14 protein-coding genes and 2 riboswitches are annotated in these 23,740 nt (G+C 64.4%); of the genes, 9 read left to right on the top strand and 5 right to left on the bottom strand.

Features of this window, described 5'->3' with window-relative positions; translation table 11 throughout:
- Positions 1-82: 82 nt before the first annotated feature.
- A complete protein-coding gene (locus C404_RS54155; protein ID WP_021197194.1) occupies positions 83-367 on the bottom strand; it encodes a hypothetical protein in 285 nt (94 codons plus the stop codon).
- Between the two features lie 87 nt (positions 368-454).
- Between C404_RS54155 and C404_RS54150 the strand changes: the two genes are divergently transcribed.
- The 9 genes from C404_RS54150 (at position 455) to C404_RS54110 (ending at position 15,769) form a co-directional block, all read left to right on the top strand.
- Entirely contained in the window at positions 455-2,650 is a 2,196-nt protein-coding gene (locus tag C404_RS54150; protein WP_021197193.1) for an ESPR-type extended signal peptide-containing protein, read from the top strand.
- A gap of 232 nt (positions 2,651-2,882) precedes the next feature.
- Positions 2,883-2,980, top strand: a riboswitch (glycine riboswitch).
- 13 nt (positions 2,981-2,993) lie between these two features.
- Positions 2,994-3,120, top strand: a riboswitch (glycine riboswitch).
- 127 nt (positions 3,121-3,247) lie between these two features.
- Complete coding sequence (gene gcvT / locus C404_RS54145; protein WP_021197192.1) at positions 3,248-4,375, top strand: glycine cleavage system aminomethyltransferase GcvT; 1,128 nt, start codon at positions 3,248-3,250, stop codon at positions 4,373-4,375.
- A 41-nt stretch (positions 4,376-4,416) separates the two neighbouring features.
- Entirely contained in the window at positions 4,417-4,797 is a 381-nt protein-coding gene (gcvH, locus tag C404_RS54140) for a glycine cleavage system protein GcvH (protein WP_021197191.1), read from the top strand.
- Positions 4,798-4,882: 85 nt separating this feature from the next.
- A complete protein-coding gene (gene gcvP / locus C404_RS54135; protein WP_021197190.1) occupies positions 4,883-7,822 on the top strand; it encodes an aminomethyl-transferring glycine dehydrogenase in 2,940 nt (979 codons plus the stop codon).
- A gap of 2 nt (positions 7,823-7,824) precedes the next feature.
- Positions 7,825-9,030 (top strand): HNH endonuclease, encoded by a 1,206-nt coding sequence (locus tag C404_RS59610; RefSeq protein WP_080981275.1) that lies wholly within the window; start codon positions 7,825-7,827, stop codon positions 9,028-9,030.
- A gap of 106 nt (positions 9,031-9,136) precedes the next feature.
- Positions 9,137-10,249 (top strand): alginate lyase family protein, encoded by a 1,113-nt coding sequence (locus C404_RS54125; RefSeq protein WP_374754723.1) that lies wholly within the window; start codon positions 9,137-9,139, stop codon positions 10,247-10,249.
- A gap of 97 nt (positions 10,250-10,346) precedes the next feature.
- Complete coding sequence (locus C404_RS54120) at positions 10,347-11,723, top strand: L-serine ammonia-lyase (protein WP_021197187.1); 1,377 nt, start codon at positions 10,347-10,349, stop codon at positions 11,721-11,723.
- Positions 11,724-12,207: 484 nt separating this feature from the next.
- On the top strand, positions 12,208-13,518 hold the full coding sequence (locus C404_RS54115; RefSeq protein ID WP_049286214.1) for a nucleotide sugar dehydrogenase: 1,311 nt from the start codon (positions 12,208-12,210) through the stop codon (positions 13,516-13,518).
- A 196-nt stretch (positions 13,519-13,714) separates the two neighbouring features.
- Positions 13,715-15,769: an OPT family oligopeptide transporter gene (locus C404_RS54110; RefSeq protein WP_021197185.1), complete on the top strand. Its 2,055-nt coding sequence runs from the start codon at positions 13,715-13,717 to the stop codon at positions 15,767-15,769.
- A 19-nt stretch (positions 15,770-15,788) separates the two neighbouring features.
- Here C404_RS54110 and C404_RS54105 read toward each other — a convergent pair whose 3' ends face one another.
- The 4 genes from C404_RS54105 to putA form a co-directional block, all read right to left on the bottom strand.
- The gene (locus C404_RS54105; RefSeq protein WP_021197184.1) at positions 15,789-16,922 is read right to left on the bottom strand and encodes a YbdK family carboxylate-amine ligase; all 1,134 of its coding nucleotides are present in this window, start codon (positions 16,920-16,922) and stop codon (positions 15,789-15,791) included.
- 9 nt (positions 16,923-16,931) lie between these two features.
- Positions 16,932-18,155, bottom strand: a complete 1,224-nt coding sequence (locus C404_RS54100) for a cation:proton antiporter (protein WP_021197183.1) — start codon at positions 18,153-18,155, stop codon at positions 16,932-16,934.
- 205 nt (positions 18,156-18,360) lie between these two features.
- The gene (locus tag C404_RS54095) at positions 18,361-19,494 is read right to left on the bottom strand and encodes a branched-chain amino acid ABC transporter substrate-binding protein (RefSeq protein WP_021197182.1); all 1,134 of its coding nucleotides are present in this window, start codon (positions 19,492-19,494) and stop codon (positions 18,361-18,363) included.
- Positions 19,495-19,624: 130 nt separating this feature from the next.
- Positions 19,625-23,623, bottom strand: coding sequence for a trifunctional transcriptional regulator/proline dehydrogenase/L-glutamate gamma-semialdehyde dehydrogenase (gene putA, locus C404_RS54090; RefSeq protein ID WP_021197181.1), 3,999 nt, complete (start codon positions 23,621-23,623; stop codon positions 19,625-19,627).
- Positions 23,624-23,740 lie beyond the last annotated feature (117 nt).

Below are 23,740 nucleotides of genomic sequence, written 5' to 3'. Positions count from 1 at the left end.
GGTAGCACGCACGGGCGACAGGGCTTGGGGCCTCATCTGGCGTGGCGCGCACATGACTCGGCGCCGTACCGGTCAGGCATTTTCAGACGTGTTCCTGCAGGTGATTTTGAGATGCTCTGCTGGAGCTCACCGGCAAGCTGACCGTCCTGGCGTTCAACCCAACGTCTATGGATTGGCCAGCGTCAAACCCAAAAATAAGAATTTGCCGATCTTTGGGATTTTTCGTAACGGAGAAAATCGCGTCACATCGCGTCAACGGTGTCACGGACAGCAACACGGCGCACAGGATGCCGCGTGTTATCAGCGCTTTCTGATTCTTCAATTTCCGCAATTCATTGCGATTGCCATACAAATCGACGGAACTCATCCCTCGATTTCTCCAGACTCTGCGGCCGCCGATCAATGACATGGATCGGCTCGGAATTCCACTTTTATTCCCGCAGGGGGGATTGATATGAACAAGGCATATCGCGTTGTGTTCAACAAGGCGACTGGCGTATGGATGGCGGTTTCGGAGATCGCGCGTGGGCGCGGCAAGGGGCGTTCCGTTGTGCGGCCAGTGGGCGCCGCGCTGATCGCAAGCGCAGCATTGTTTTCTGCGCCTGGGGCGATGGCGCAAGTTCTGATCGAGCAGCCGGACGGTGGGGGGCCGATCAATATCGGCAGCAGCGTGACCGGGGGCTCCGTCAGTTTCTCCAACGTAGCGGGCCAAAACCGTCGCCTCACGGGTATTGAGAACGGTGTTGGTACAACCGATGCCGTGACCGTCAATCAGCTCAACGGTGCTCTCACCGCGCTCGGTGGGCGTATCAACAGTGTGACAGGCGCGATTGTTGCCCCGACATACACGCTGGGCGCAGACAGCAAGGGAGGCACAACGTACTCCACCGTGCCAGGCGCGCTGGGCAACTTGGATGACCGGATCAAGGGTAACACCGCCAGCATCGTCAACAACACCACCGACATCGCCAACCTGACCAACGGCACGGCCGGCATGGTCCAACAGGCCACGGCTGGCGCTGAGATCACCGTAGCAAAAGACACCGATGGCGACGCAGTGAACTTCGGCGGCAAGGGCGCGGACGGCAGCCCCATCACGCGCAAGCTGACCAACGTAACGGCTGGCACGAACGCCACTGACGCCGTCAACTTCAGTCAGTTGAGCGACGTCAAGAACACGGCTGAACAGGCCGCCACCAAGGCGAACAACTCGGTCCAGTACGACGCTGCTGGCGACACCATCACTCTCACGAACCCGGCGACTGGTACTGGCCCCGTGCAGATCAAGAACGTGGCTGCCGGCACGGCTGACACCGACGCCGTAAACAAGAGCCAGCTCGACAGCGTCAAGGCCGTGGCCGACACTGCCGTGCAGTACGACAGTGCAGCCAAGAATAGCGTCACGCTGGGCAATGTCGGCACACCGGTCAAGCTCTCGAACGTGGCCGATGGTGCAGTGGCTTCGGACAGCAAGGACGCTGTCAACGGTGGCCAACTGTTCGACGTCAAGAGCACGGCTGAGCAGGCTGCAAAGGCTGCCGCCAACTCTGTTCAGTACGACGCTGCGGGCAACACCATCACCCTCACGAACCCGGCGACTGGCACGGGCCCCGTGCAGATCAAGAACGTGGCAGCCGGTACGGACGACACTGACGCCGTCAACGTCAAGCAGCTCAAAGACGCAGGTCTGGTGGGCAGTGATGGAAAACTGGCCAACGTTGTGACATACGACAGCGATAAGAAGGACAGCGTTACTCTGGGTGGCCTGAAGGACGATGGTACGGGCGCCATGGTTCCGGCAACGGCACCGGTCAAGCTGTCGAACATCGCCAATGGCGTGAATGCCAATGACGCCGTCAACTTCAGCCAGCTCAATGGCGTAGGTAGCGCGTTGGGCGGCGGTGCTGGGTTCAACAACGGTGTGTGGACCGGCCCGACCTACACCTTCCGGAATGGCGACCAGTCGACCACTGTGGGCGATGCACTCTCGAAGTTGGATAACCGCGTTTTCACCCTGGAAGGCAGCAGCGTCGGCGGCGGTAGCGCTGCCAACGACAAGTTCTCCGGTAGCGGTGCAAACAACGGTAATCCCGGCCAGAAGGAGGAGGCCGTAGCATCGGGTACCTACGCCACGGCATCGGGCGCCAACGCGGTTGCCAAGGGCCAAAACTCCACGGCGACGGGCGCCAATGCCCGGGCAACCGCAGACAACAGCGTCGCCTTGGGTGCCGGCTCGATCGCGGATACGGCCAACACGGTGTCCGTCGGCTCCGTTGGCAACGAACGCGCCATTACCAACGTTGCGGAAGGTACGAACCCCACCGATGCGGTCAACAAGGCACAAATGGATCGTCAAATTGCAGGCGTGCAAAACAGCGTCGGCAACCTGCAGAACCAAGTCAGCCAGATCGACAGCAAGGTCAACCGCGTAGGCGCCATGAACGCAGCCATGTCGACCATGATTGCCAGCGCGGCCGGTCTGCAGACCGACAACCGCATGGCCATCGGCACGGGTCTGTATCGCGGTGAAACCGCATTGGCGATCGGCTACCAGCGCAAGGTCGGCTCGCGCGCCACGGTGACGATCGGCGGTTCTACCGCTGGCGGCAAGGAGTACAACGTGGGCGTGGGCGCTGGTTTCGGCTGGTAACCCACCGTCGTTGATGGTGTGAAGTAAAACGGGCGCGCGGGTCTCCACTGCACGCCCGTTTCTTTTTATGGGCGCAATCGTTTGTGCCCCTCGCTTTTTCCGATGGCGTTACACGGCTCACGTGCCTTGACACGTCCCACGAAGTGCGGCCAGTTTTTTGGGCAGCATTGCTGCCAAAAAGCGCCGCCGACTTGCCCTGATTGACAATCCCAGCCCCCTTCCGTAAATTCCGCCCATCCATCCGGGAGAGCGTGCCCGCCGCACACGGCCAGGCACCGCCGAAGGGGTAGCACCCGAAAACTCTCAGGCATCCAGGACCGGGTGGATCGGCCAGACATGCGTCTGACCGCACTCTGGAGAGCTGGCGCTGCACGACCACTGCAGGCGCCCACCGAAGGGGCTCACGAACGGCGCGCACCGCTATGCGCTCTGCTCGCAATCTCTCAGGTACCAAGGACAGAGGGGCCATCCGCGCAGCTTATATTTTCATGGCGTCACCATGAGGAAGCAGGCTGCGCGGGTGGCTTTTTTGCTTTTTGGTCCCCGATCCATGCGCCGCGCCCAGGCCACCGGCGGCGCACTCAGCCGAGAGATTCCATGACGCTCCAACACACGCCGCTCAACGCCATCCACCGCTCGCTGGGCGCCCGCATGGTCGACTTTGGCGGCTGGGACATGCCCGTCAACTACGGCTCCCAGATCGAAGAACACCACGCCGTGCGCCAAGACGCCGGCATCTTCGACGTCTCGCACATGTGCGTGGTCGACCTCACCGGCGCGCGCGTGCGCGATTTCCTGCGTGGGCTGCTGGCCAACAACGTCGACAAGCTGCAAACCCCGGGCAAGGCGCTTTACAGCTGCATGCTCAACCCCAAGGGCGGCGTGATCGACGACCTGATCGTCTATTTCTTCCGCGAAGACTGGTTCCGCCTGGTGGTCAACGCCGGCACCGCGCCGACCGACCTGGAGTGGATCGTCGCCCAGAACGCCGCTGCCGGCACCAACGTGACCATCACGCCGCGCCGCTCGGACAACAACGCTGGCGCCGAGCCGCTGGGCATCCTCGCCGTGCAGGGGCCGAACGCCCGCGCCAAGACGTACGCCGCACTGCCCGGCACGCAGGCCGTGGGCGAGGCGCTCAAGCCGTTCAACGCGGGCTTCGTTACCGTGGATGGCGTGGGCGAGATCATGGTCGCGCGTACCGGCTACACCGGTGAAGACGGCTTCGAGCTGGTCGTGCCCGCCTCGCAGATCGCCGGCGTGTGGGAGCGCCTGCTGCAGGCCGGCGTCCGCCCGGCCGGTCTGGGTGCGCGTGACACGCTGCGCCTGGAAGCCGGCATGAATCTCTACGGCCAGGACATGGACGAGCACGTCTCGCCGCTGGACGCGGGTCTGGCCTGGACGGTTGACCTGCAAAGCGAACGCGACTTCATCGGCAAGGCTGCGCTGCAAGCCGGCGGTCAGCGCGAGCAGTTCGTCGGCCTGATCCTGCGCGACAAGGGCGGCGTGCTGCGCGCCCACCAGAAGGTCATCACCCCCGCCGGTGATGGCGAGATCACCAGCGGCACGTTCAGCCCGAGCCTGTCGCTCTCCATCGCGCTGGCGCGCCTGCCCAAGGACGTGGCCATCGGCACCGACGTACAGGTCGAGATCCGCGACCGCAAGTTGACCGCGACTGTGGTTAAACTGCCGTTCGTGCGCAATGGCAAGGCGCTGGTCAGCTGAACCCGAATTCCAATCATTCCAAATCTTCCGGAGAACCTTTCATGAGCAACATCCCCGCCGATCTGAAGTACACCGAACACGACGAGTGGATCCGCGTTGAAGCCGACGGCACGCTGACCATCGGCATCACCGACTTCGCGCAAGACGCGCTGGGCGACATCGTGTTCCTCGAGCTGCCGGACGCCGGCCGCACCGTCGCCAAGGACGAAGCGATTGCCGTGGTGGAATCGGTCAAGGCTGCCTCCGACATCTACGCCCCGGTGTCGGGCGAGATCGTCGCCAAGAATGAGGATGCTGCTGGCGCACCGGAGTCGGTCAACGCCGACGCCTACGCCGCGTGGCTGTTCAAGATCAAGCCGACCAACGCCGACGACGTGAACGCCCTGCTGTCGGCCGAGCAGTACACCGCCAAGATCGGCTAAGCCGGTCCTTCAAGCCGATGTGCGCGCCCTGACCTGCGCCGCGCATCGGCTTTTTGCTGCATTGCCTGAATTTCAAGCCCTTGCCATGAACGCTCCGCACCCCGCTTCCTCGGCGCTGTCCGCCGAACGCCCCTCTTTGGCTGACCTGGAGGCGCGCGACGCCTTCTCGCACCGCCACATCGGCCCGTCTGCCGACGAGCAGGCCCAGATGCTCGGCACGCTCGGCTACGCCAGCCGCGCCGCGCTGATCGACGCCGTGATCCCCGCTGCCATCCGCCGCCAAGACGTAATGCCGCTGGGCGAATTCACGCAGCCGCTGACCGAAGAAGCCGCACTGGTCAAGCTGCGCGGCATCGCCGGACAGAACCGCGTGGTCAAGAGCCTGATCGGCCAGGGCTATTACGGCACGCACACACCGGGCGTGATCCTGCGCAACATCCTGGAGAACCCGGCCTGGTACACGGCTTACACGCCGTATCAGCCGGAAATCTCGCAGGGCCGTCTGGAAGCGATGCTGAACTTCCAGCAGATGGTGATCGACCTGACGGCCATGGACATCGCCAACGCGTCGATGCTGGATGAAGCCACCGCCGCCGCTGAAGCGATGACGTTGCTGCAACGCATCGGCAAGTCGAAGTCGACCGTGTTCTTCGTGGCCGACGACGTGCTGCCGCAAACGCTGGAAGTCGTGCGCACGCGCGCCGAGCCGATCGGCGTGCAAGTGGTGACGGGCCCGGCAGCAGACGCTGCCAAGCACGACGCCTTTGGCGTGCTGCTGCAATACCCGGGCGCCAACGGTGCGCTGCTGGGCGATCTGGCAACGTACCAAGCGCTGACCGATGCCGTGCACGCTGCCGGCGGCCTGGTCGTTGCCGCCGCCGATCTGCTGGCGCTCACGCTGCTGGCCGCGCCGGGCGAATGGGGTGCCGACGTGGTGATCGGCAACACGCAACGCTTTGGCGTGCCGTTCGGTTTCGGCGGCCCGCACGCCGGCTACATGGCCGTGCGTGATGCGTTCAAGCGTTCGATGCCGGGCCGCCTCGTCGGCGTGACGATCGATGCGCAAGGCAACTCGGCGTACCGCCTCGCGCTGCAGACGCGCGAGCAGCATATCCGCCGTGAAAAGGCCACCTCGAACATCTGTACCGCGCAGGTGCTGCTGGGCGTGATGGCGTCGATGTACGCCGTCTACCACGGCCCGCAGGGCCTGAAGCGCATCGCCCAGCGCGTGCACCGCCTGACCGCCACGCTGGCCGCCGGCCTGCGCGCGGTCGGCTACACGCTGGAATCGGACGCTTTCTTCGATACGCTGACCGTCGCTACCGGCCCGCGCACCGCCAACCTGCACATCGCTGCACAGGCGCACGGCATCAACCTGCGCCAGATCGACGATGCGCGCCTGGGCATCTCGCTGGACGAGACCGTCACGCGCGCCGACGTCGTTGCGCTGTGGGACATCTTCGCGCACGCCGCCCACGCTACCGCACCGGACTTCGACAAGACCGAAGCCGCCGTCGCCGATGCGTACCCGGCGTCGCTCGTCCGCCAGAGCGCGTACCTGACGCACCCGGTGTTCAACGCCCACCACTCCGAGCACGAAATGCTGCGCTACCTGCGCAGCCTGGCCGACAAGGACCTGGCGCTCGACCGCACGATGATCCCGCTGGGCTCGTGCACGATGAAGCTCAACGCCACCGCCGAGATGCTGCCGGTGACGTGGCCCGAGTTCTCGAACATCCACCCGTTCGCGCCGGCCGATCAGACCGTGGGCTACCGCGAGATGATCGACCAGCTCGAACAGATGCTGTGCGCCGCCACCGGCTACGCCGCCGTGAGCCTGCAGCCGAACGCCGGCTCGCAGGGCGAATACGCCGGCCTGCTGATCATCCACGCCTACCACGCCAGCCGCGGCGAAGGGCACCGCAACGTGTGCCTGATCCCGTCGTCGGCGCACGGTACGAACCCCGCATCGGCGCAGATGGCCGGCATGCAGGTCGTCGTGGTCGCCTGCGATGAGCGCGGCAACGTCGACCTGGCCGATCTGGAAAAGAAGGCGGCCGAGCACAGCAAGAACCTCGCCGCGATCATGATCACCTACCCGTCCACGCACGGCGTGTTCGAGGAAGGCGTCAAGCGCGTCTGCGAAATCGTGCACAGCCACGGCGGCCAGGTCTACGTGGACGGCGCCAACATGAACGCCATGGTTGGCACCGCAGCGCCGGGCCACTTCGGCGGCGATGTCTCGCACCTGAATCTGCACAAGACGTTCTGCATTCCGCACGGCGGTGGCGGCCCGGGCGTCGGTCCGGTGGCTGTGGGTGCGCACCTCGCACCGTTCCTGCCGGGTCGCGCAGCGTCGGGTGAAGACGCCAGCCAGAACATCGGCAACGTGTCGGCTGCGGCATTCGGTTCGGCGTCGATCCTGCCGATCTCGTGGATGTACATCGCCATGATGGGCGCGGCGGGCCTGACGGCTGCGACCGAGACGGCCATCCTGTCGGCCAACTACGTGGCCAAGCGTCTCGCCCCGTACTACCCGGTGCTGTACACGGGCGCGCACGATCTGGTGGCGCACGAGTGCATTCTCGACATCCGTCCGCTGCAGAAGGAATCGGGCATCAGCAACGAAGACATCGCCAAGCGCCTGATGGACTTCGGCTTCCACGCACCGACGATGAGCTTCCCGGTGCCGGGCACGCTGATGATCGAGCCGACCGAGAGCGAGCCGAAGGTGGAACTCGACCGCTTCATCGACGCGATGATCGCCATCCGTGGCGAAGTCGACAAGGTGATCTCGGGCGAATTCGACCGCGAAGACAACCCGCTCAAGCACGCGCCGCACACCGCTGCCGTGGTGATGGCCGATGACTGGCAACACAAGTACACGCGTGAGCAGGCCGCCTACCCGGTGGCGTCGCTGCGCAAGCAGAAGTACTGGCCGCCGGTTGGCCGCGCCGACAACGTCTACGGTGACCGCAACCTGTTCTGCGCCTGCGTGCCGATGAGCGAGTACGCGCAAGACTAAAAATGAAGTGCGTCTACTGTGCGGAGATCATCTCAGTCGGTTCACTTGAGCATGTGCTACCACAGTGCCTTGGGGGTGATTTCGCCCCCAAGGAGCTTCAAACTCAACACTGCTGTAAGGGCTGCAATAGTCTGCTGGGGCGCTACGTCGACAGAATTTTTAGACGTAACTGGTTTATCAGTAATTTCCTGGCAATTTCCGGTCACGCCTATCTAGAGTCCGATACACCTCGACCTATTCCGCTGGTCTACTTAGGTCCGACTAACGAATTCAGCAGCGAAGCAGACGAAGACGTTTGCGAAGTCTGGCTCGGCCCGTGCGGAGAACAAGTGCTGCATTTTCGGCCACGCGATGCATCGGACGATTTTTTGGGGGTCGCCGGCGGCGATCCCGTGCGCGCCCGCAAAGAGTCCTCCGTAGCGTATGTCTCCCTCACTACTGTCGAGCCGTTTTGGCTTGAAGTGACACTCCGCTCCATCGTTGATCACTTCAAGAAGTACAAGAAGGTCCGCAAGTTTTTGCTTTCCACGCCCGGCGATGACGCAACTCGACATGCCATGGAACGCCTCGGGTTCGATTTCCCAACACGAGCGGATTCTAGATTCGAGTTCATCAGAGATAGGGTTTTTGCTCCTGGTAGGCAGGGGTCCGGCAAGATCACATGGGATGTGAATTTTGAGCGACGCTTCCTCGCCAAGCTCGCACTCGGCTTGGGTGTTTGCAGTGGAGGAGATCGTTACGTTGAGAGTTCCTATGCGGACAAGCTCAGAGCAGTGTTATGGCGCAAGGACGAAACTGCTGCCGCCCCAGAGTTGCTGGGTTACTCGGACATGCTCGCATCCACTTCACCAAAGGAACCATGGCAAGAGCTGATATCACTTCCGAATGCAATCACACTGACAACTGCCTTATCAGAGCAGAGCTTTGGCTATCACCTGTCTCTCGGCGGCAAACACCTTGGCGGTCTGCAGATTTCTGATGATCCGGATCTATTTCCCAGGCCAGATGGTGAACCTGCCTCGCAGCCAGTTTATGTATCTGTGCCGAGTCTAAATACTGTCGTCACGCTGCCCTTGCATGAGTTGATTGCTCACAAGACAGGGAACTACAGACATCCCCAACTGACGTGGTTGGAGTCCGTTGCTGCGCGGTCAGCCTGCCTGCCCCCGAAGCGCCCAGGAATTTCAGGTGTTGGCCCATCACATTAGCAACCTAGCGCAACCGTTGTAACTTGCCCTGACAATTCACCCCTTTGGGTGCCTCGCCAAGTAAGGTGACGACCGTTCACCTGACTGATGAGACCCTTCCATGCCGATGTTCCACCGCGCCCCGCTCCTTCGCCTGCTTGCCTGTGCTGCCGCCGTTGCGGTGTGCAGCGCATGCTCGCCGACACAAGCGGGAGCAGCGGCATCTGTGTATGCCGGTGCACATGGTCCGGCAGGTCCGGCGCGCGACTGGTGCAGCGTTTCGCCTGCGCAGTCCGGCGACCCGGCTGCCGCCAAGCTGATTGCTCGCGCGACGCAGCACCTTGGACAGACCCCGCATCCGCTGCCGCGCCTGCATACCGAAGGCACGCTGCCGCATCAGGGCATCTACGACGAATCCGTTGCGGCCGCGCGGGACTTTCCCGTCATGCGCGACGCCGCGCTGGCCTGGCGACTCACCAGCGACAAGCGCTTCGCCGAGCAGGTCGATACCTTCCTGCACGCGTGGGTCGGCACGTATGTACCGAGCTTCAACCCGATCGACGAAACCAAGTTCGATGCGTTGATCCAGGCCTACACGCTCGCCCGCGACGGCCTCACACCCGGCACGCGGGAAGAGACGCAACGCTTCCTGCGCACGCTGGCCGAGGGCTACATCGGGCGCACGGACGCTGCCCGCCAGCCGCTGTCCCACACGTGGGTCAACAACTGGCAGAGCCACCGCATCAAGCTGATGGCGATGTCGGCCGCCGCGCTGGGCGACCGCGCGCTGATCGAGCAGACACATCGCCTGTTCCTGCGGCAACTCGCCAACAACATGCGCCCCGACGGCTCAGTGGAAGACTTTGAAGACCGCGATGCGCTGCACTACGTCGTCTACGACCTGGAGCCGCTGACGATGGCTGCGATTGCCGTCCAGCCGTTCAGCCAGCATTGGCTGCGCGAGCGCGCAAGCAATGGCGCCACACTCGCCGCCGCCATCGACTGGCTCGTGCCGTATGCCGATGGCAGTCGTACACACGAGGAGTACGTTCACTCGCACGTCGCGTTCGACAAGACGCGCGCCGATGCGGGCCTGCCCGGCTTCTCCGGTACGTGGGAGCCGAAAAGCGCCGGCACGCTCTACTGGCAAGCCGCACGACTGGACCCGAACTACCGCCCGCTGGCCGAACGGCTGGCCGCCACCGCGCCCGATTGGCTGGCGCTGTGCGCGGCACGCTGATCGGCGCATCATTGCAGCAGACAGCGGGCACGCAACAACCCGGCGCAACTGGCCACAAGCCAACTTGCCCTCACTAACGCCCCCGGAGCCCTACCCCATGGCTGTTTCTGTTTTCGACCTCTTCAAGATCGGCATTGGCCCGTCCAGCTCGCACACCGTCGGGCCGATGCGCGCCGCGCTGATGTTCGCCTCGGGCCTCGAAGCCGATGGGCTGATGCCGCAAGTGGCCAGCGTGCGCGTGGAGCTGTATGGCTCACTCGGCGCCACTGGCAAGGGCCACGGCACAGACCGCGGTGTCATCCTCGGCCTGATGGGCGAGGCGCCGGACACCATCGACCCCGACACCATCGACGCCAAGCTGGCAGCACTGCGCGCATCGCAGTCGCTATCGCTGCTGGGCCGTCATGCGGTGCGCTTTACCGAGAAGGAACACATCGCCTTCTACCGCCGCGAGGCGATGGCCGAGCACCCGAACGGCATGAAATTCCACGCCTTCGATGCGGCCGGCGAACGGCTGCGCGAGGCGCGTTATCTGTCGGTGGGCGGCGGCTTTGTCGTGACAGCCGGCGCGGCGAATACGCAAGTGCTGTCGGCGCATGACCAACTGCCGCATCCGTTCCGCAGCGGCAAGGAACTGCTGACGATGTGCGAATCGACGGGCAAGTCGATCGCCCGCCTGATGCTGGAGAACGAACTGACCTGGCGCTCGGAAGCCGAGGTGCGCACCGGTCTGCTCAACATCTGGCATGTGATGCAGGCATGTGTGGCGCGCGGTTGCCGCACGGAAGGCGAACTGCCCGGCCCGTTCCACGTGCGTCGCCGTGCGGCTGAGCTGTATTCGCGGCTCACAGTGCAGGCCGAGCGCACGCTGTCCGATCCGCTGTCGGTGATCGACTGGGTGAACCTGTACGCCATCGCCGTCAACGAAGAGAACGCCGCGGGCGGGCGTGTGGTGACGGCGCCCACCAACGGCGCGGCCGGCATCATCCCGGCGGTGATGCATTACTACGATCGCTTCGTGCCCGGCGCGAACGACAACGGCATCGTGGATTTCCTGCTCACGGCGGGCGCGATCGGCATGCTTTACAAGATGAATGCGTCCATCTCCGGTGCGGAAGTGGGTTGCCAGGGTGAAGTGGGCGTGGCGTGTTCAATGGCTGCAGGGGCGCTGGCTGCGGTGCTGGGCGGCACGCCTGCACAGGTCGAGAACGCGGCTGAAATCGGCATGGAGCACAACCTCGGCCTGACGTGCGATCCCGTTGGCGGGCTGGTGCAGATTCCGTGTATCGAGCGCAATGCGATGGCGTCTGTGAAGGCCGTGAATGCGGCGCGCATGGCGTTGCGGGGGGATGGTACGCACTACGTTTCGCTCGACTCCGTGATCAAGACAATGCGGGAGACGGGGGCGGACATGAAGACCAAGTACAAGGAAACGGCGCGCGGTGGGTTGGCTGTGAATATTGTGGAGTGCTGATTTGGGCTTGGGCCTTGGTGGTCCATCCCGTGTTTCGTCCCCTGCCGGGGCTGACGCACTTTCTTTGTCTTGCTGCTAAAGAACGTCAGTAAAGAACGGCGCCGCATCGGGTGGGAACGGCCAAACCGTTGGTTCGCGAGTGTTGTTGCTCGGGGGCTTGGCGGTTTGGCCGTTTTGCATGTTTGATGTGGTCGCTTAATGTTCACGACACGAGACTTCACGCAAACACGCCGCAACATCGGAGCATTCTCATACACGCACATGTTGCCTGGGCATAACGTCTGACACATTCAATCCCGTGCCGCCCGAGTCAATGTGTCGCGACAGGATCAGTTCGCTCGACCGGGTCGTCCGCTTGCTCTAGAGAACCCTTCAAGGGACACCCTCGTCGCATGCGGCCGCACTACGTTATGAGGGAAACTCAGTGCCTTCTCGCGAGAAATCTTCGGTCTTAGCGCCACAACTCGCTGCCCCCGCGTCTCCCATCCACGGCGCAGCCCCGGTTGAAACTGCGCCGGCACCGCACTGCGTCGCCGTTGTCGGCCTCGGCTACGTCGGTGCGTCACTGGCACACGCACTCTCAGGGCATTTCCGTGTGTGGGGCGTGGATATCGACGCCACGCGCGTGGCGGAGTTGCGCGAAGGCTACGACCGCACCGGCGAGCTCTCTCGCGATGCGTTGCTAAGCGCGCCAATACAACTGACCACCGATGCATCGGTACTGAAGCAGGCCGACATCATCATCGTCGCCGTGCCGACCCCAGTCGACGAGGCTCGGGTACCAGACCTCCGCCCCCTGGAACAAGCGTCCGCCGAGGTAGGCCGGCACATACAGCGGGGTGCGACCGTCGTGTACGAGAGCACGGTCTACCCTGGCGTGACCGAAGACGTATGCATCCCCCTGCTCGAACGGCACAGCGGCTTGAAGCACCTGCATGACTTCCACGTTGGTTACTCGCCCGAGCGCATCAACCCGGGCGATCGCGAGCACACGCTCACCACCGTCACCAAGATTGTTTCGGGCGACACGCCGCAGACGCGTGACACGCTGATGAAGCTGTACAGCGTGATCACACACGTGCATCCCGCCAAGAGCATCAAGGTGGCTGAGGCTGCCAAGGTGTTGGAAGACACGCAGCGCGACGTGAACATCGCACTGATGAATGAGGTGTCACAGCAGCTCAGCACGCTCGGCGTGGATACGTATGACGTCCTGGACGCCGCGCGCAGCAAGTGGAACTTCGTGGATTTCCGGCCGGGCCTGGTTGGCGGTCACGGCATTTCGGTCGATCCGCATTACCTGATGCACGGGGCGATCCCCCCCGGGTTCAATGCCAGCCTGATCCTGTCTGCCCGCGAAACCAACGATGGCATGGCGCAGTTCGTTGTCGACCAGTTGCTCCACTGGATGACGAAACGCCACCTGCTGCATCCGCAGACCATCGTGACGGTGCTTGGCGCCACGCTCAAGGAAGACGTGCCCGACGTTCGCCACTCGAAAGTGATCGACATCGTCAAAGCGCTCAACAGGCTGGGTATCCGCACGCAGATCGTTGATCCGCTGGCCAACAGCGACGAGGTGGCACAGGCGTATGGCCTCCACCTGACCCCGCTGGCCGAGGCCGAGCCTGCCGATGCCATCGTACTGGCGGTGCCGCATGCCGAATATCGGGACGGCGGCTGGCGTTTGATTGCATCGCTGGTCAAGCCTCACGCGCGGTTCGTGGTCTGCGACCTGAAGGCCGTGCTGGATCGGGATCTGCGCCCGGAACACGCGACACTCTGGCGGCCTTGAGCGTCGGTTGAGCAGCCGGTGTTGCCGCGTGTCGATGGGCGCGGCACAAGCCCGCCTCCCACCGAAGACGACCACCCACGGATCCGCCGTGCGCCCGTACGCAATTTAGAGGAAGCTCAAAACAAATCATTCGTCCCGTCGCATCCCGCCCCTCCTATAATCCGGGCCACAAAAACCCTCATCGGAGACCCGCAGGATGCAATCTCCTCGTCCTCTCAAGCACACACCGGCAGCCACGCTGCCGGAGTTGACGCTGCGCGGCATGATCCTCGGTGCCATCATCACCGTGATCTTCACCGCTTCGAACGTGTACCTGGGCCTGAAGGTCGGCCTGACGTTCTCATCGGCGATTCCCGCCGCCGTGATCTCGATGGCGGTGCTGCGCATGCTCGGCGGCACCAACATCCTCGAGAACAACATGGTGCAGACGCAGGCGTCTGCAGCCGGGACGCTGTCTTCCATCATCTTTGTTCTGCCGGGCCTGGTGATGATTGGCCACTGGCAGGGCTTTCCGTTTTGGCAAACGTTTGGCGTCTGCATGGCCGGCGGCATGCTGGGCGTGGTGTTCACGATTCCGCTGCGCCACGCCATGGTGGTGCAGAGCGATCTGCCCTACCCCGAAGGTGTGGCCGCGGCGGAAATCCTGCGCGTGGGCAGCGGCCAATCCGCTGACGGCACACAGGCCGCCAGTGGCGATGCCGTGCCGGCGGCCACCGGCATGCGCGATCTGGCGGCGGGCGGCATTGTCGCGGCCATCGTTGCGTTTGCGACCAGCGGCCTGCGTGTGCTGGGCGAAGGGGCGAGCTGGTGGTTCGCTGCAGGGGCCTCGGTGGTGCGTTTGCCGCTGGGCTTCTCGACGGCGCTGCTGGGTGCGGGCTACCTGATCGGCCTGATGGGCGGGTTGGCCATGCTGGTGGGCCTGGTGATCGCCTGGGGCATCGCCGTGCCGTATCTGACTGCCATCACGCCGATGCCGGAGGGCAAAGCGCTCGCCGCCTTCGGTGCAGATGTCTGGCGCACGCAGGTGCGCTTCATCGGTGCGGGCGTGATTGCGGTGGCGGCGGTGTGGACGCTCGGCACGCTGATCGGCCCGGTGGTGCAAGGCGTCAAGCGCTCGTTCGGCAGCCTGCGCCCGCAAGGCGATGCCCGCCAGCGCACCGAACAGGACATGGCGCCACGCTGGATTCTGCTGGTCACGCTGGCAATGGTGGTGGTGCTGGTCATCACCTTTGCAGCCTTCCTGGCGCCGACCATGCTGTCGGCCGGCTCGCGCTGGACGCTGATCGCCTGCGCGGTGGTGTTTGCCGTGGTGTTCGGCTTTCTGGTGGCGGCGGCGTGCGGCTACATGGCCGGGCTGATCGGCTCGTCCTCAAGCCCCATCTCGGGGATCGGCATGATCGCCATCACGCTGGTGTCGCTGCTGCTGTTGGCCGTGGGGGCAGACAACGGCATCGTCGGTTCGCCCGAGGCTAGCAAGCTGGGCATTGCGCTGGCGATCTTCACCACGTCGGCCGTGGTGGCGGTGGCCACCATCTCCAACGACAACCTGCAGGATCTGAAGACCGGCTGGCTGGTCGGGGCCACGCCGTGGCGCCAGCAGGTCGCGCTGCTGGTTGGCTGCGTGGCGGGTGCGGCGGTTATCTCGCCGGTGCTGGAACTGCTCTACAACGCGTACGGCTTCCCGGGTGCGCTGCCGCGTGCCGGCATGGATGCCGCGCAGGCGCTGTCCGCACCGCAGGCCACGCTGATGACGGCCATCGCCACCGGCATCTTCACGCACAAGCTGGAATGGAACATGGTGATTACCGGCACCATCGTCGGCGCCATCCTCATCGCCATCGACTGGGTGCTCAAGCGGCGCGGCGGTGCAGCACGGCTGCCGGTGCTGGCTGTGGGCATCGGTATCTACCTGCCGCCGACGGTGAGCGCGCCGCTGGTGATCGGTGCCGTGCTGGCGTGGATCATTGAGAAGATTCTCGCCAGGCGTGCCCAAGCGGCCGGCGTGCCGTACGAGCGCTATGCAGAGGTGCCGAGCCGCCACGGCGTGCTGCTGGCCTCGGGCCTGATCGTGGGTGAAAGCCTGGTGGGCGTGCTGATGGCGGCCATCATCGGCACCACGGGCACCGATGCGCCGCTGGCGATTGTCGGCGCGTCGTTTGAAAGCGCCGCGCAATGGCTGGGGCTGATCGTGTTCGCGCTGATCTGCTGGGCGTTTGCACGCCGCGTGCTGGCGGTGCGCCCCGCTCACTGATCAAGCGCTGTCACTCCACTTACGCAGGTTGTGTTGCCGCCTGCGTCCACCGCCCGCAACCCCGTCGCACGGTCTCGTGCAGGTTGCGGGTTTCGTTTTGGGCACGGCGGATCCACTCCGCATCCGTGTCACGCGCTTCCACCACCTCACGCACCATGTCGAGCGCACCTTCGGACGACAGCGCCTCGGCGTGTGTCGACAGCACCTTGCTGGTTTCCAGGATGTGATCGGCCAGCGCGCCACGATTGCCGGTAGCCGGGTCGACGTATTCCCCCGCAAGCCCGAAGCGGCACGCCTGGAAGCGGTTGAAGGTGTAGACGAGGTAGTCGTCTTCCACCGGCGTGAACGGACGGTCGAGCAGCAGCCAGCGGCCCAGCGCCTGGATGTAGGCGGCAATGGCGGCGGCGCGCTCAACGGTGAGCGGGGTGTCCATCACGCGCACTTCGATCGTGCCGAATTCGGGCTTGGGGCGGATGTCCCAGTAGAAGTCCTTCATGCTTTCGATCACGCCGGTGGCGTGCATCTTGTCGAAGTACGCGATGAAGGCGTCCCACGTCAGCACGAACGGCGCGCGGCCCGACATCGGGAACGCGCTGACCGAGTTCATGCGCGCGGAAGCAAACCCGGTATCCACGCCCTGCACAAACGGCGATGACGCGGCCAGCGCAATGAAGTGCGGCACGTAGCGCGACATGGCGTGCAGCAGGTACAGCGCGTCGTCGGGGTTCGGGCAGCCAATGTGCACGTGCTGACCGAACACGGTGAACTGCTTGGCCAGATAGCCGTACAGATCCGAGATGTACTGATAACGCGGCGATTGCGAGATCGTGCGCTGGCTCCACTGCTGGAACGGGTGCGTGCCGCCGCCGCAGATGCCGATGTTCAGCGCCGTGGCGGCTTCGGCCATGCGGTCGCGCATCTCGCGCAGCTGCCATAGGGCCTCGTCGTGGCTGTGGCAGATGCCGGTGGAGATCTCGATCATCGAATCGGTGATCTCCGGCTTGATGTCGCCGGGGTACTCCTTGCCCTTGAGCATGCGCAGCAAGTCCGGCGATGCCGAGGCTAGGTCGTAGTCGTGACGATTGACGAGCTGCAGCTCCAGCTCAACGCCAAACGTGAGGGCTTCGGATTTCGAGAACGGTTCGAGCGACATGCCTACCTCTTAGCGATGGTCGTTGTCCTGACGCACCTCACCGGCCCAGCGCAGCGACCGTGCAGTCAGGATGGGCGCAGCAATCTGCTGGATCGCCAGCGTGCACAGGATGATGGCCGCCAGCGGCGCGCCGGTCTGTGGATACAGCGCCGCCGTATCGTGCATCAACAACCATGACAATCCCGACATCGGCCCCAGCGCCAGGCCCAGCGCCACACTCTGGCGCATCGACAGCCCCGAGAACGAACCCAGCGCCGTCGTACCCGCCAGCTTGGCGACAAAGCGCGCCAGCACGAGTGCCACTGCCGCCACCCCGCCGATGGCCCAATCCGACGCGGTGAGCGGCAGCCCAAGCGACACGATCATCACCACAATCAGGATGCTGCCCGCGCTGCCGAAGTGCGACGGCCACACGCGCGGGTGCGCATCCTGGTGCTTGAACACCACGCCCGCCAGCAACAGCGTGAGCGGCACCGACAGCTTCAGCAGCTTGGCCATCGCCAGCGCAAACAGCACCAAGCCCACCAGCACCAGGAACGCGTAGTGATCGTCACCCGCCATGCGGTGATACAGCGCATGGCCCGCCTTGCCGACCACCCAAGCGAGTAGCACGGAGCCTGCCAGCAGATAGAGCGGGTGGATCAGCGCGGCAGCCCAGTGGCCGTATTCAGAGTGCAGCCAGCCGGCGGTGAGCGGCACCAGCACGCTGGCGTAGATGCTGTTGAGCGCCCCCAGCGAAAGCAACCGTTCGGTCACCTGGCCTTCGGCGCGCAGTTCGTTCTTCAGTTGTAGCAGCACGGTGGGCGAGGTCGCCACCGCAATCGCACCGGCCGCCACCGCCACCGGTGTTGCCACGCCAAACAGTTGCAACACCCAGGTGACGAGGCCCCAGGTCAGCAGGCTCTCGAAACCACTGGTGAGCAGCAGCCAGCGGTTGGCGCGCAGCCACTCGAACGAGAGCCGATGCCCTAGCTCGAACAACGCCAGCGCCAGCGCCATCTCGATCAGGATGTGGGTCTGGTCGAGCATGTCGGCGTCGATCAGCGGACGACCGAGTACCCCGGCTGCCAGCCCCGCCACCGCGTAGCCGACAATGCGCGGCAGCCTGAGCGCCACGCGCGCAAACTCGCCGCACAGCGCCGCGCCCACCAGCGCCAGCCCGATCCAGAACAGGCCGCCCGGAGCGGGGGGCCACGAAGGGAAGAGATCGTGAAGTCCTGTCATGGGCGACATGGTACCCGAAGCACCCAAACGGGAAAGTCAGTCAAGCACTGACACGCGATGAGATCGCGTTACACGATATTTGATATCAGATGAAAGATATTTGAAGAAGATCGCAGAATTAGCGTGTTTGCACCAGCCGGCGCCGGACAAAGAAAAACCGCCCCGAAGGGCGGCTTCTCATGCTGCGAACGGCGCAGAGCCGGTCGACGGGGGCTTATTTGCCGCCCACGCTTTCCAGCGGTGCCCACTTGCCACCGGTGACCTTGTAGACGGTGATGCCGCCGTCCTTCAGGTCGCCCTTGTCGTCGTAGGCGTAGTGCTTGGCGGTCACGCCTTGTGCGTTGGTCGCCGCCAGGATCGGCAGGTACTTGGCCGGGTCCGACGAGCCGGCAGCCACCATGGCCTTCATCAGGGCCATCGCGCCGTCGTAAGCGTACGGCGAGTACGTCTGCACAGGCGTGCCGAAGCGCTTCTCATAGCGCTGCTTGTAGCCCGCGCCGCCGGGCATCTGCTCCAGCGGCAGGCCAGCCAGCGATGCCACCATGCCTTCAGCCGCTTGCGGGCCGGCCAGCTTGATGAATTCGTCGGTCTTGGACATTTCGCCCGACATCAGCGTGGACTTGATGCCCAGTTCGCGCATCTGCTTGAGCAGCGGCGCGGATTGGCCTTCGGCACCGCCGTAGAACACGGCATCCGGGTTCTTGCTCTTGATCTGCGTCAGGATGGCCTTGAAGTCGCTGGCCTTGTCGTTGGTGTACTCACGACGCACGATGGTGGCGCCGGAAGCCTTGGCAGCCTTTTCGAACTCGTCAGCCAGACCTTGGCCGTAGGCGGTGCGGTCGTCAATGATGGCGATGTTCTTGTAGCCCAGCTTCTTGACCGCGAAGGTGCCGACCACCGAACCCTGCTGGGTGTCGGAGGTCATCATGCGGAAGGTCGTCTTGTAGCCTTGCTTGGTGTATTCCGGAGCCGTCGCCATGGCGATCTGTGCGATGCCGGCCTGGTTGTACACGCGCGATGCCGGAATGCTGGTGCCCGAGTTGAAGTGGCCGAGCATGCCCTTGATGCCGCTATCCACCAGCTTCTGTGCGACAGCAGTGCCCGTCTTCGGGTCAGCCTGGTCGTCTTCGGCCATGAGTTGGAACTTGACTTCCTTACCGGCGATCTTCGGGTGCGTGGCATTGAACTCTTCAACAGCCAGGGTCGCACCGTTCTTCATGTCCGTGCCGTATTGCGCTTGCGGACCCGACATCGGGGCAGCAAAGCCCAGTTTGATGACTTCCTGCGCCGATGCTGCGCTACCCAGCGCACACAGTGCGGCCGCCACCCACAGTTGTTTCAGTTTCATTTGTGCGTCTCCTAGTTCAAACGCAATTTGGATCAATAGCGCGACGGGATCGCCGTCGCCCTCCTCCCGCTTCGCATTCCACCCGCACCCGTCGTGTGGGTGAAACCGCGAATCCTGCTCGTGCTCCCCGTCAGCCGATGGTCATCAGGCTGGCGTTGCCACCCGCCGCGGCCGTATTGACCGATAGCGAACGCTCAATCAGCAGGCGCTCCAGCGCCAGCCCTTCCCCGCCGTGCGGCAGGCCTTGCACCCCCACGATCGGGCCGGCGCGTCGTGCCAGCCCTTCGCAGATGGCGCGTAGATGGTCCGAATCGCCATGGTGCAGCACCGCGTCGAACTCGGCCCCATCCAGGGCCGGCACCACACGGACGCGCGATTGTACTGCCGGCGGCAACTCCCGCAACACAGCTTCTACAGCAGGGTTTTCCAGCACCACAGCCATGCTGCCGACCGCCAGCACGGCGGCCAGTTGGCGCAGCCAGTCGGCCGGATCCACTGCCACGCACAGCACGGCTTCGCGCGGCAACAGCGTGTAGGTATTGCGCTCACCCGTCGGGCCCGGCAGCGTTGCCGTGGCACCGGTGGCCGAGGCAGCCGCCAGGCGTTCGCACAGCGCCGTCAGGTTGGCCAACTGCGCCACGGGCGACTGCTTGCGTGCCCAGTCAACCAGCGCATCGAACGGCGCGAGCAGTGCGCGGCGCGCTTCGGTGTCCACTTCGGTGCCAGCACCCGCGGTGAGCGACAGCGCAGTGCGCATGCCGTCCTGCGGGCAGGTCGACAGCAAACGCAGCAGATACAGCGGGCCGCCCGCCTTCGGGCCGGTGCCCGACAGGCCCTCGCCGCCGAACGGCTGCACGCCCACCACAGCGCCGACGATATTGCGGTTCACATACAGGTTGCCGACGTGCGCGCGGTCCACCACGTGCGCGATGGTCTCGTCGATACGCGTGTGGATGCCCAGCGTCAGACCGTAGCCCGTGCCGTTGATCTGCTCGATCAGCTTGGTCAGGCCGGCGTTGTCTGCTGAGCGCTTCCAGCGCACCACGTGCAGCACCGGGCCGAAGATTTCGCGCGTCAAGTCCGACAGGCTGTCGAGTTCGATCACGGTCGGCGGTACGAAGGTGCCGTGCGCGCAGGCTTCTGGCACTGGCGTCTGATGCACGCGACGGCCCTTGGCGCGCATCGCTTCGATATGGCCGACGATGTTGTCGCGCGCTTCGGCGTCAATCACCGGGCCCACGTCGGTCGACAGGCGATCCGAGTTGCCCATCGCCAACTCGGCCATGCCGCCCTTGAGCATCGTGAGCACGCGGTCGGCCACGTCGTCCTGCACGCACAGCACGCGCAGTGCCGAGCAACGCTGGCCTGCGGAATCAAACGCGGAGGACAGCACGTCCGCCACCACCTGCTCGGCCAGCGCGGACGAATCCACGATCATCGCGTTCTGACCGCCGGTCTCGGCAATCAGGGGGATTGGTGCGCCGTTGGCATCCAGGCGACCGGCCAGCGTGCGTTGCAGAATGCGCGCGACTTCGGTGGAGCCCGTGAACATCACGCCCTTGGTGCGCCCATCTTTCACCAGCGCCGCGCCGACGGTCTCGCCGCGGCCCGGCAGCAATTGCACGGCACCGGCCGGCACACCAGCTTCGCGCAGAATGCGCACGGCCTGGGCGGCAATCAGCGGGGTCTGCTCGGCGGGCTTGGCCAGCACCGGGTTGCCGGCGGCCAGCGCCGCGCTCACCTGGCCGGTGAAGATCGCCAGCGGGAAGTTCCACGGGCTGATGCAGACCACCGGACCCAGCGGGCGGTGCGTGTCGTTCGAGAACCCGCCGCGCACTTGCGCTGCGTAATAGCGCAGGAAGTCCACGGCTTCACGCACTTCAGCGATGGCGTTGGACAGCGTCTTGCCCGCTTCGCGAATGATCAGCCCCATCAGGTGCTGCATCTCGCCTTCCATCAGGTCCGCGGCGCGATCGAGCAGCGCGGCGCGCGCTTCCGGCGGCGTGGCTTGCCAGATCGGCGCGGCAGCAGCGGCAGCAGCGAGTGCAGCATCAACGTCGGCCTCGGTGGCTTCGGTCACGTGGCCAACGACATCGCGCAGGTCCGACGGGTTGCGCACCGGTTGCGGTGTGCCGCCCACGTACGATGCGTCACCGATCGTCGGTGCGGCGGTCCAGACCGTGCTGGTGCCAGCAAGAAGGGCGGACGACAACGACGCCAGGCGCTGCTCGTTCGCCAGGTCAATGCCCGACGAGTTTGCGCGAACGTCACCGTAAAGGTGGCGCGGCAGCGGAATTTTCGGATGCGGCATGCCGAGCGTCCCTTCATCGGCGTGCATCCGTTCCACCACCGCCACCGGATCGGCGACGAGGTCGTCCAGAGAAATCGACTCGTCCGCAATGCGGTTCACGAACGAGGTGTTGGCGCCGTTTTCCAGCAGACGGCGCACCAGGTAAGCCAGCAGCGTTTCATGCGTACCAACCGGCGCGTAGATGCGGCACGGGCGGTTGAGCTTGCCGGGCTTGTTGCCGACCACCTGCTCGTACAGCGGTTCACCCATGCCGTGCAGGCACTGGAACTCGTACTGGCCGGGGTAATAGTTCTGGCCGGCCATCTGGTAGATCGCAGCCAGCGTGTGGGCATTGTGCGTGGCGAACTGCGGGAAGATCGCCTCCGGCGCCGCCAGCAGCTTGCGCGCGCAGGCCAGGTACGACACATCGGTGTAGACCTTGCGCGTGTAGACCGGATAGCCCTCCAGGCCCTCGACCTGAGCGCGCTTGACCTCGCTGTCCCAATAGGCGCCCTTGACCAGGCGGATCATCAGGCGGTGCTTGCTGCGGCGGGCCAGGTCGATGATGTAGTCGAGCACGAACGGGCAGCGTTTCTGGTAACCCTGCACCACGAAGCCGATGCCGTTCCAGCCGGCCAGCTCGGGCGCAAAGCACAGGCGCTCCAGCAGATCGAGCGACAGCTCCAGGCGGTCGGCCTCTTCCGCATCAATGTTGATGCCGATGTCGTATTCACGCGCCAACACGGCCAGCGCCTTCACGCGCGGGTACAGCTCGTTGATGGTGCGATCGTATTGCGCGCGGCTGTAGCGCGGGTGCAGCGCCGACAGCTTGATCGAGATGCCCGGCCCTTCGTAGATGCCGCGTCCGCCCGAAGCCTGCCCGATCGCGCGGATGGCCTGTTCGTACGACGCGAGATAGCGCTGCGCGTCTTCCTCCGTCATGGCGGCTTCACCGAGCATGTCGTAGGAGTAGCGGAAGCCTTCGGCTTCAAACTTGCGTGCGTTGGCCAGCGCTTCGGAAATGGTCTCGCCGGTGACGAACTGCTCGCCCATCAGGCGCATCGCCATGTCCACGCCCTTGCGGATCAGCGGCTCGCCGCTCTTGCCGATGATGCGCGTAAGCGCCTTCGACAACCCCGCTTCGTTATGCGTGGCGACCAGCTTGCCGGTGAGCAGCAGGCCCCAGGTGGCGGCGTTGACGAACAACGACGGGCTCTGGCCGACGTGCGAGTGCCAGTTGCCGTTGCTGATCTTGTCGCGGATGAGTGCGTCGCGCGTGGCCTTGTCGGGGATGCGCAGCAGCGCTTCGGCCAGGCACATCAGCGCCACGCCTTCCTGGCTCGACAGGGAGAACTCCTGAATCAGGCCCTGCACCAGACCTTCGCGGCCGGTGCCAACCTTTTGTGTACGCAGCTTGCCGGCGAGATCACGTGCCAGCCGCTTGGCTTCCGAGGCGAGCGCGGCCGGCAGACGGGCTTGCTCCAGCAGCATCGGAATGGCTTCGGTTTCCGGCCGGCGATATGCGGCGGTAATGGCCGCGCGCAGCACCGATTGCGGTTGCACGCTTTGTGCGAATTCGAGGAACGGTTGCACCGCAGGGTCATCACCCTCGTGCACATCCGAGACGGCTGCGGCGGCGGACGGGAGGCCATCCGCCGCCGTGCCGTTTGCGTCTGCTTTTACGTCATTTGGCAGCTGCCCCCGCTCCACTTGATCCAGATACGTGAAGATCGCCTGCTTGATCAGCCAGTGCGGCGTGCGGTCAATGGACTGCGCAACGCGCTTGAGGCGTTCACGCGAAGCATCGTCCAGCTTGACCCCGAGGGTGGTTGTAGCCATGTGGGTTCCTATCCGTAGCTGCCATTGCCAAAGCTTGTGGCCGGCAAATCGAAGCGGATCATACGCCCGGTGGATTTGAAGGTGCAACCTAGTAAAACCCCTTGCATCGAAGGGGGT

Source organism: Ralstonia sp. AU12-08, assembly GCF_000442475.1.
Lineage (GTDB): Bacteria > Pseudomonadota > Gammaproteobacteria > Burkholderiales > Burkholderiaceae > Ralstonia > Ralstonia insidiosa.
Note: the sequence above shows the minus strand (reverse complement) of the source record. Positions and strands in the feature narration are given on the sequence as shown.

Bases quoted from the DNA above. Each gene is read 5' to 3' on its own strand.
- C404_RS54155 (WP_021197194.1), bottom strand. From the start codon at position 367: ATGAGTTCCGTCGATTTGTATGGCAATCGCAATGAATTGCGGAAATTG.
- C404_RS54150 (WP_021197193.1), top strand. From the start codon at position 455: ATGAACAAGGCATATCGCGTTGTGTTCAACAAGGCGACTGGCGTATGG.
- gcvT (WP_021197192.1), top strand. From the start codon at position 3,248: ATGACGCTCCAACACACGCCGCTCAACGCCATCCACCGCTCGCTGGGC.
- gcvH (WP_021197191.1), top strand. From the start codon at position 4,417: ATGAGCAACATCCCCGCCGATCTGAAGTACACCGAACACGACGAGTGG.
- gcvP (WP_021197190.1), top strand. From the start codon at position 4,883: ATGAACGCTCCGCACCCCGCTTCCTCGGCGCTGTCCGCCGAACGCCCC.
- C404_RS59610 (WP_080981275.1), top strand. From the start codon at position 7,825: ATGAAGTGCGTCTACTGTGCGGAGATCATCTCAGTCGGTTCACTTGAG.
- C404_RS54125 (WP_374754723.1), top strand. From the start codon at position 9,137: ATGTTCCACCGCGCCCCGCTCCTTCGCCTGCTTGCCTGTGCTGCCGCC.
- C404_RS54120 (WP_021197187.1), top strand. From the start codon at position 10,347: ATGGCTGTTTCTGTTTTCGACCTCTTCAAGATCGGCATTGGCCCGTCC.
- C404_RS54110 (WP_021197185.1), top strand. From the start codon at position 13,715: ATGCAATCTCCTCGTCCTCTCAAGCACACACCGGCAGCCACGCTGCCG.
- C404_RS54105 (WP_021197184.1), bottom strand. From the start codon at position 16,922: ATGTCGCTCGAACCGTTCTCGAAATCCGAAGCCCTCACGTTTGGCGTT.
- C404_RS54100 (WP_021197183.1), bottom strand. From the start codon at position 18,155: ATGTCGCCCATGACAGGACTTCACGATCTCTTCCCTTCGTGGCCCCCC.
- C404_RS54095 (WP_021197182.1), bottom strand. From the start codon at position 19,494: ATGAAACTGAAACAACTGTGGGTGGCGGCCGCACTGTGTGCGCTGGGT.
- putA (WP_021197181.1), bottom strand. From the start codon at position 23,623: ATGGCTACAACCACCCTCGGGGTCAAGCTGGACGATGCTTCGCGTGAA.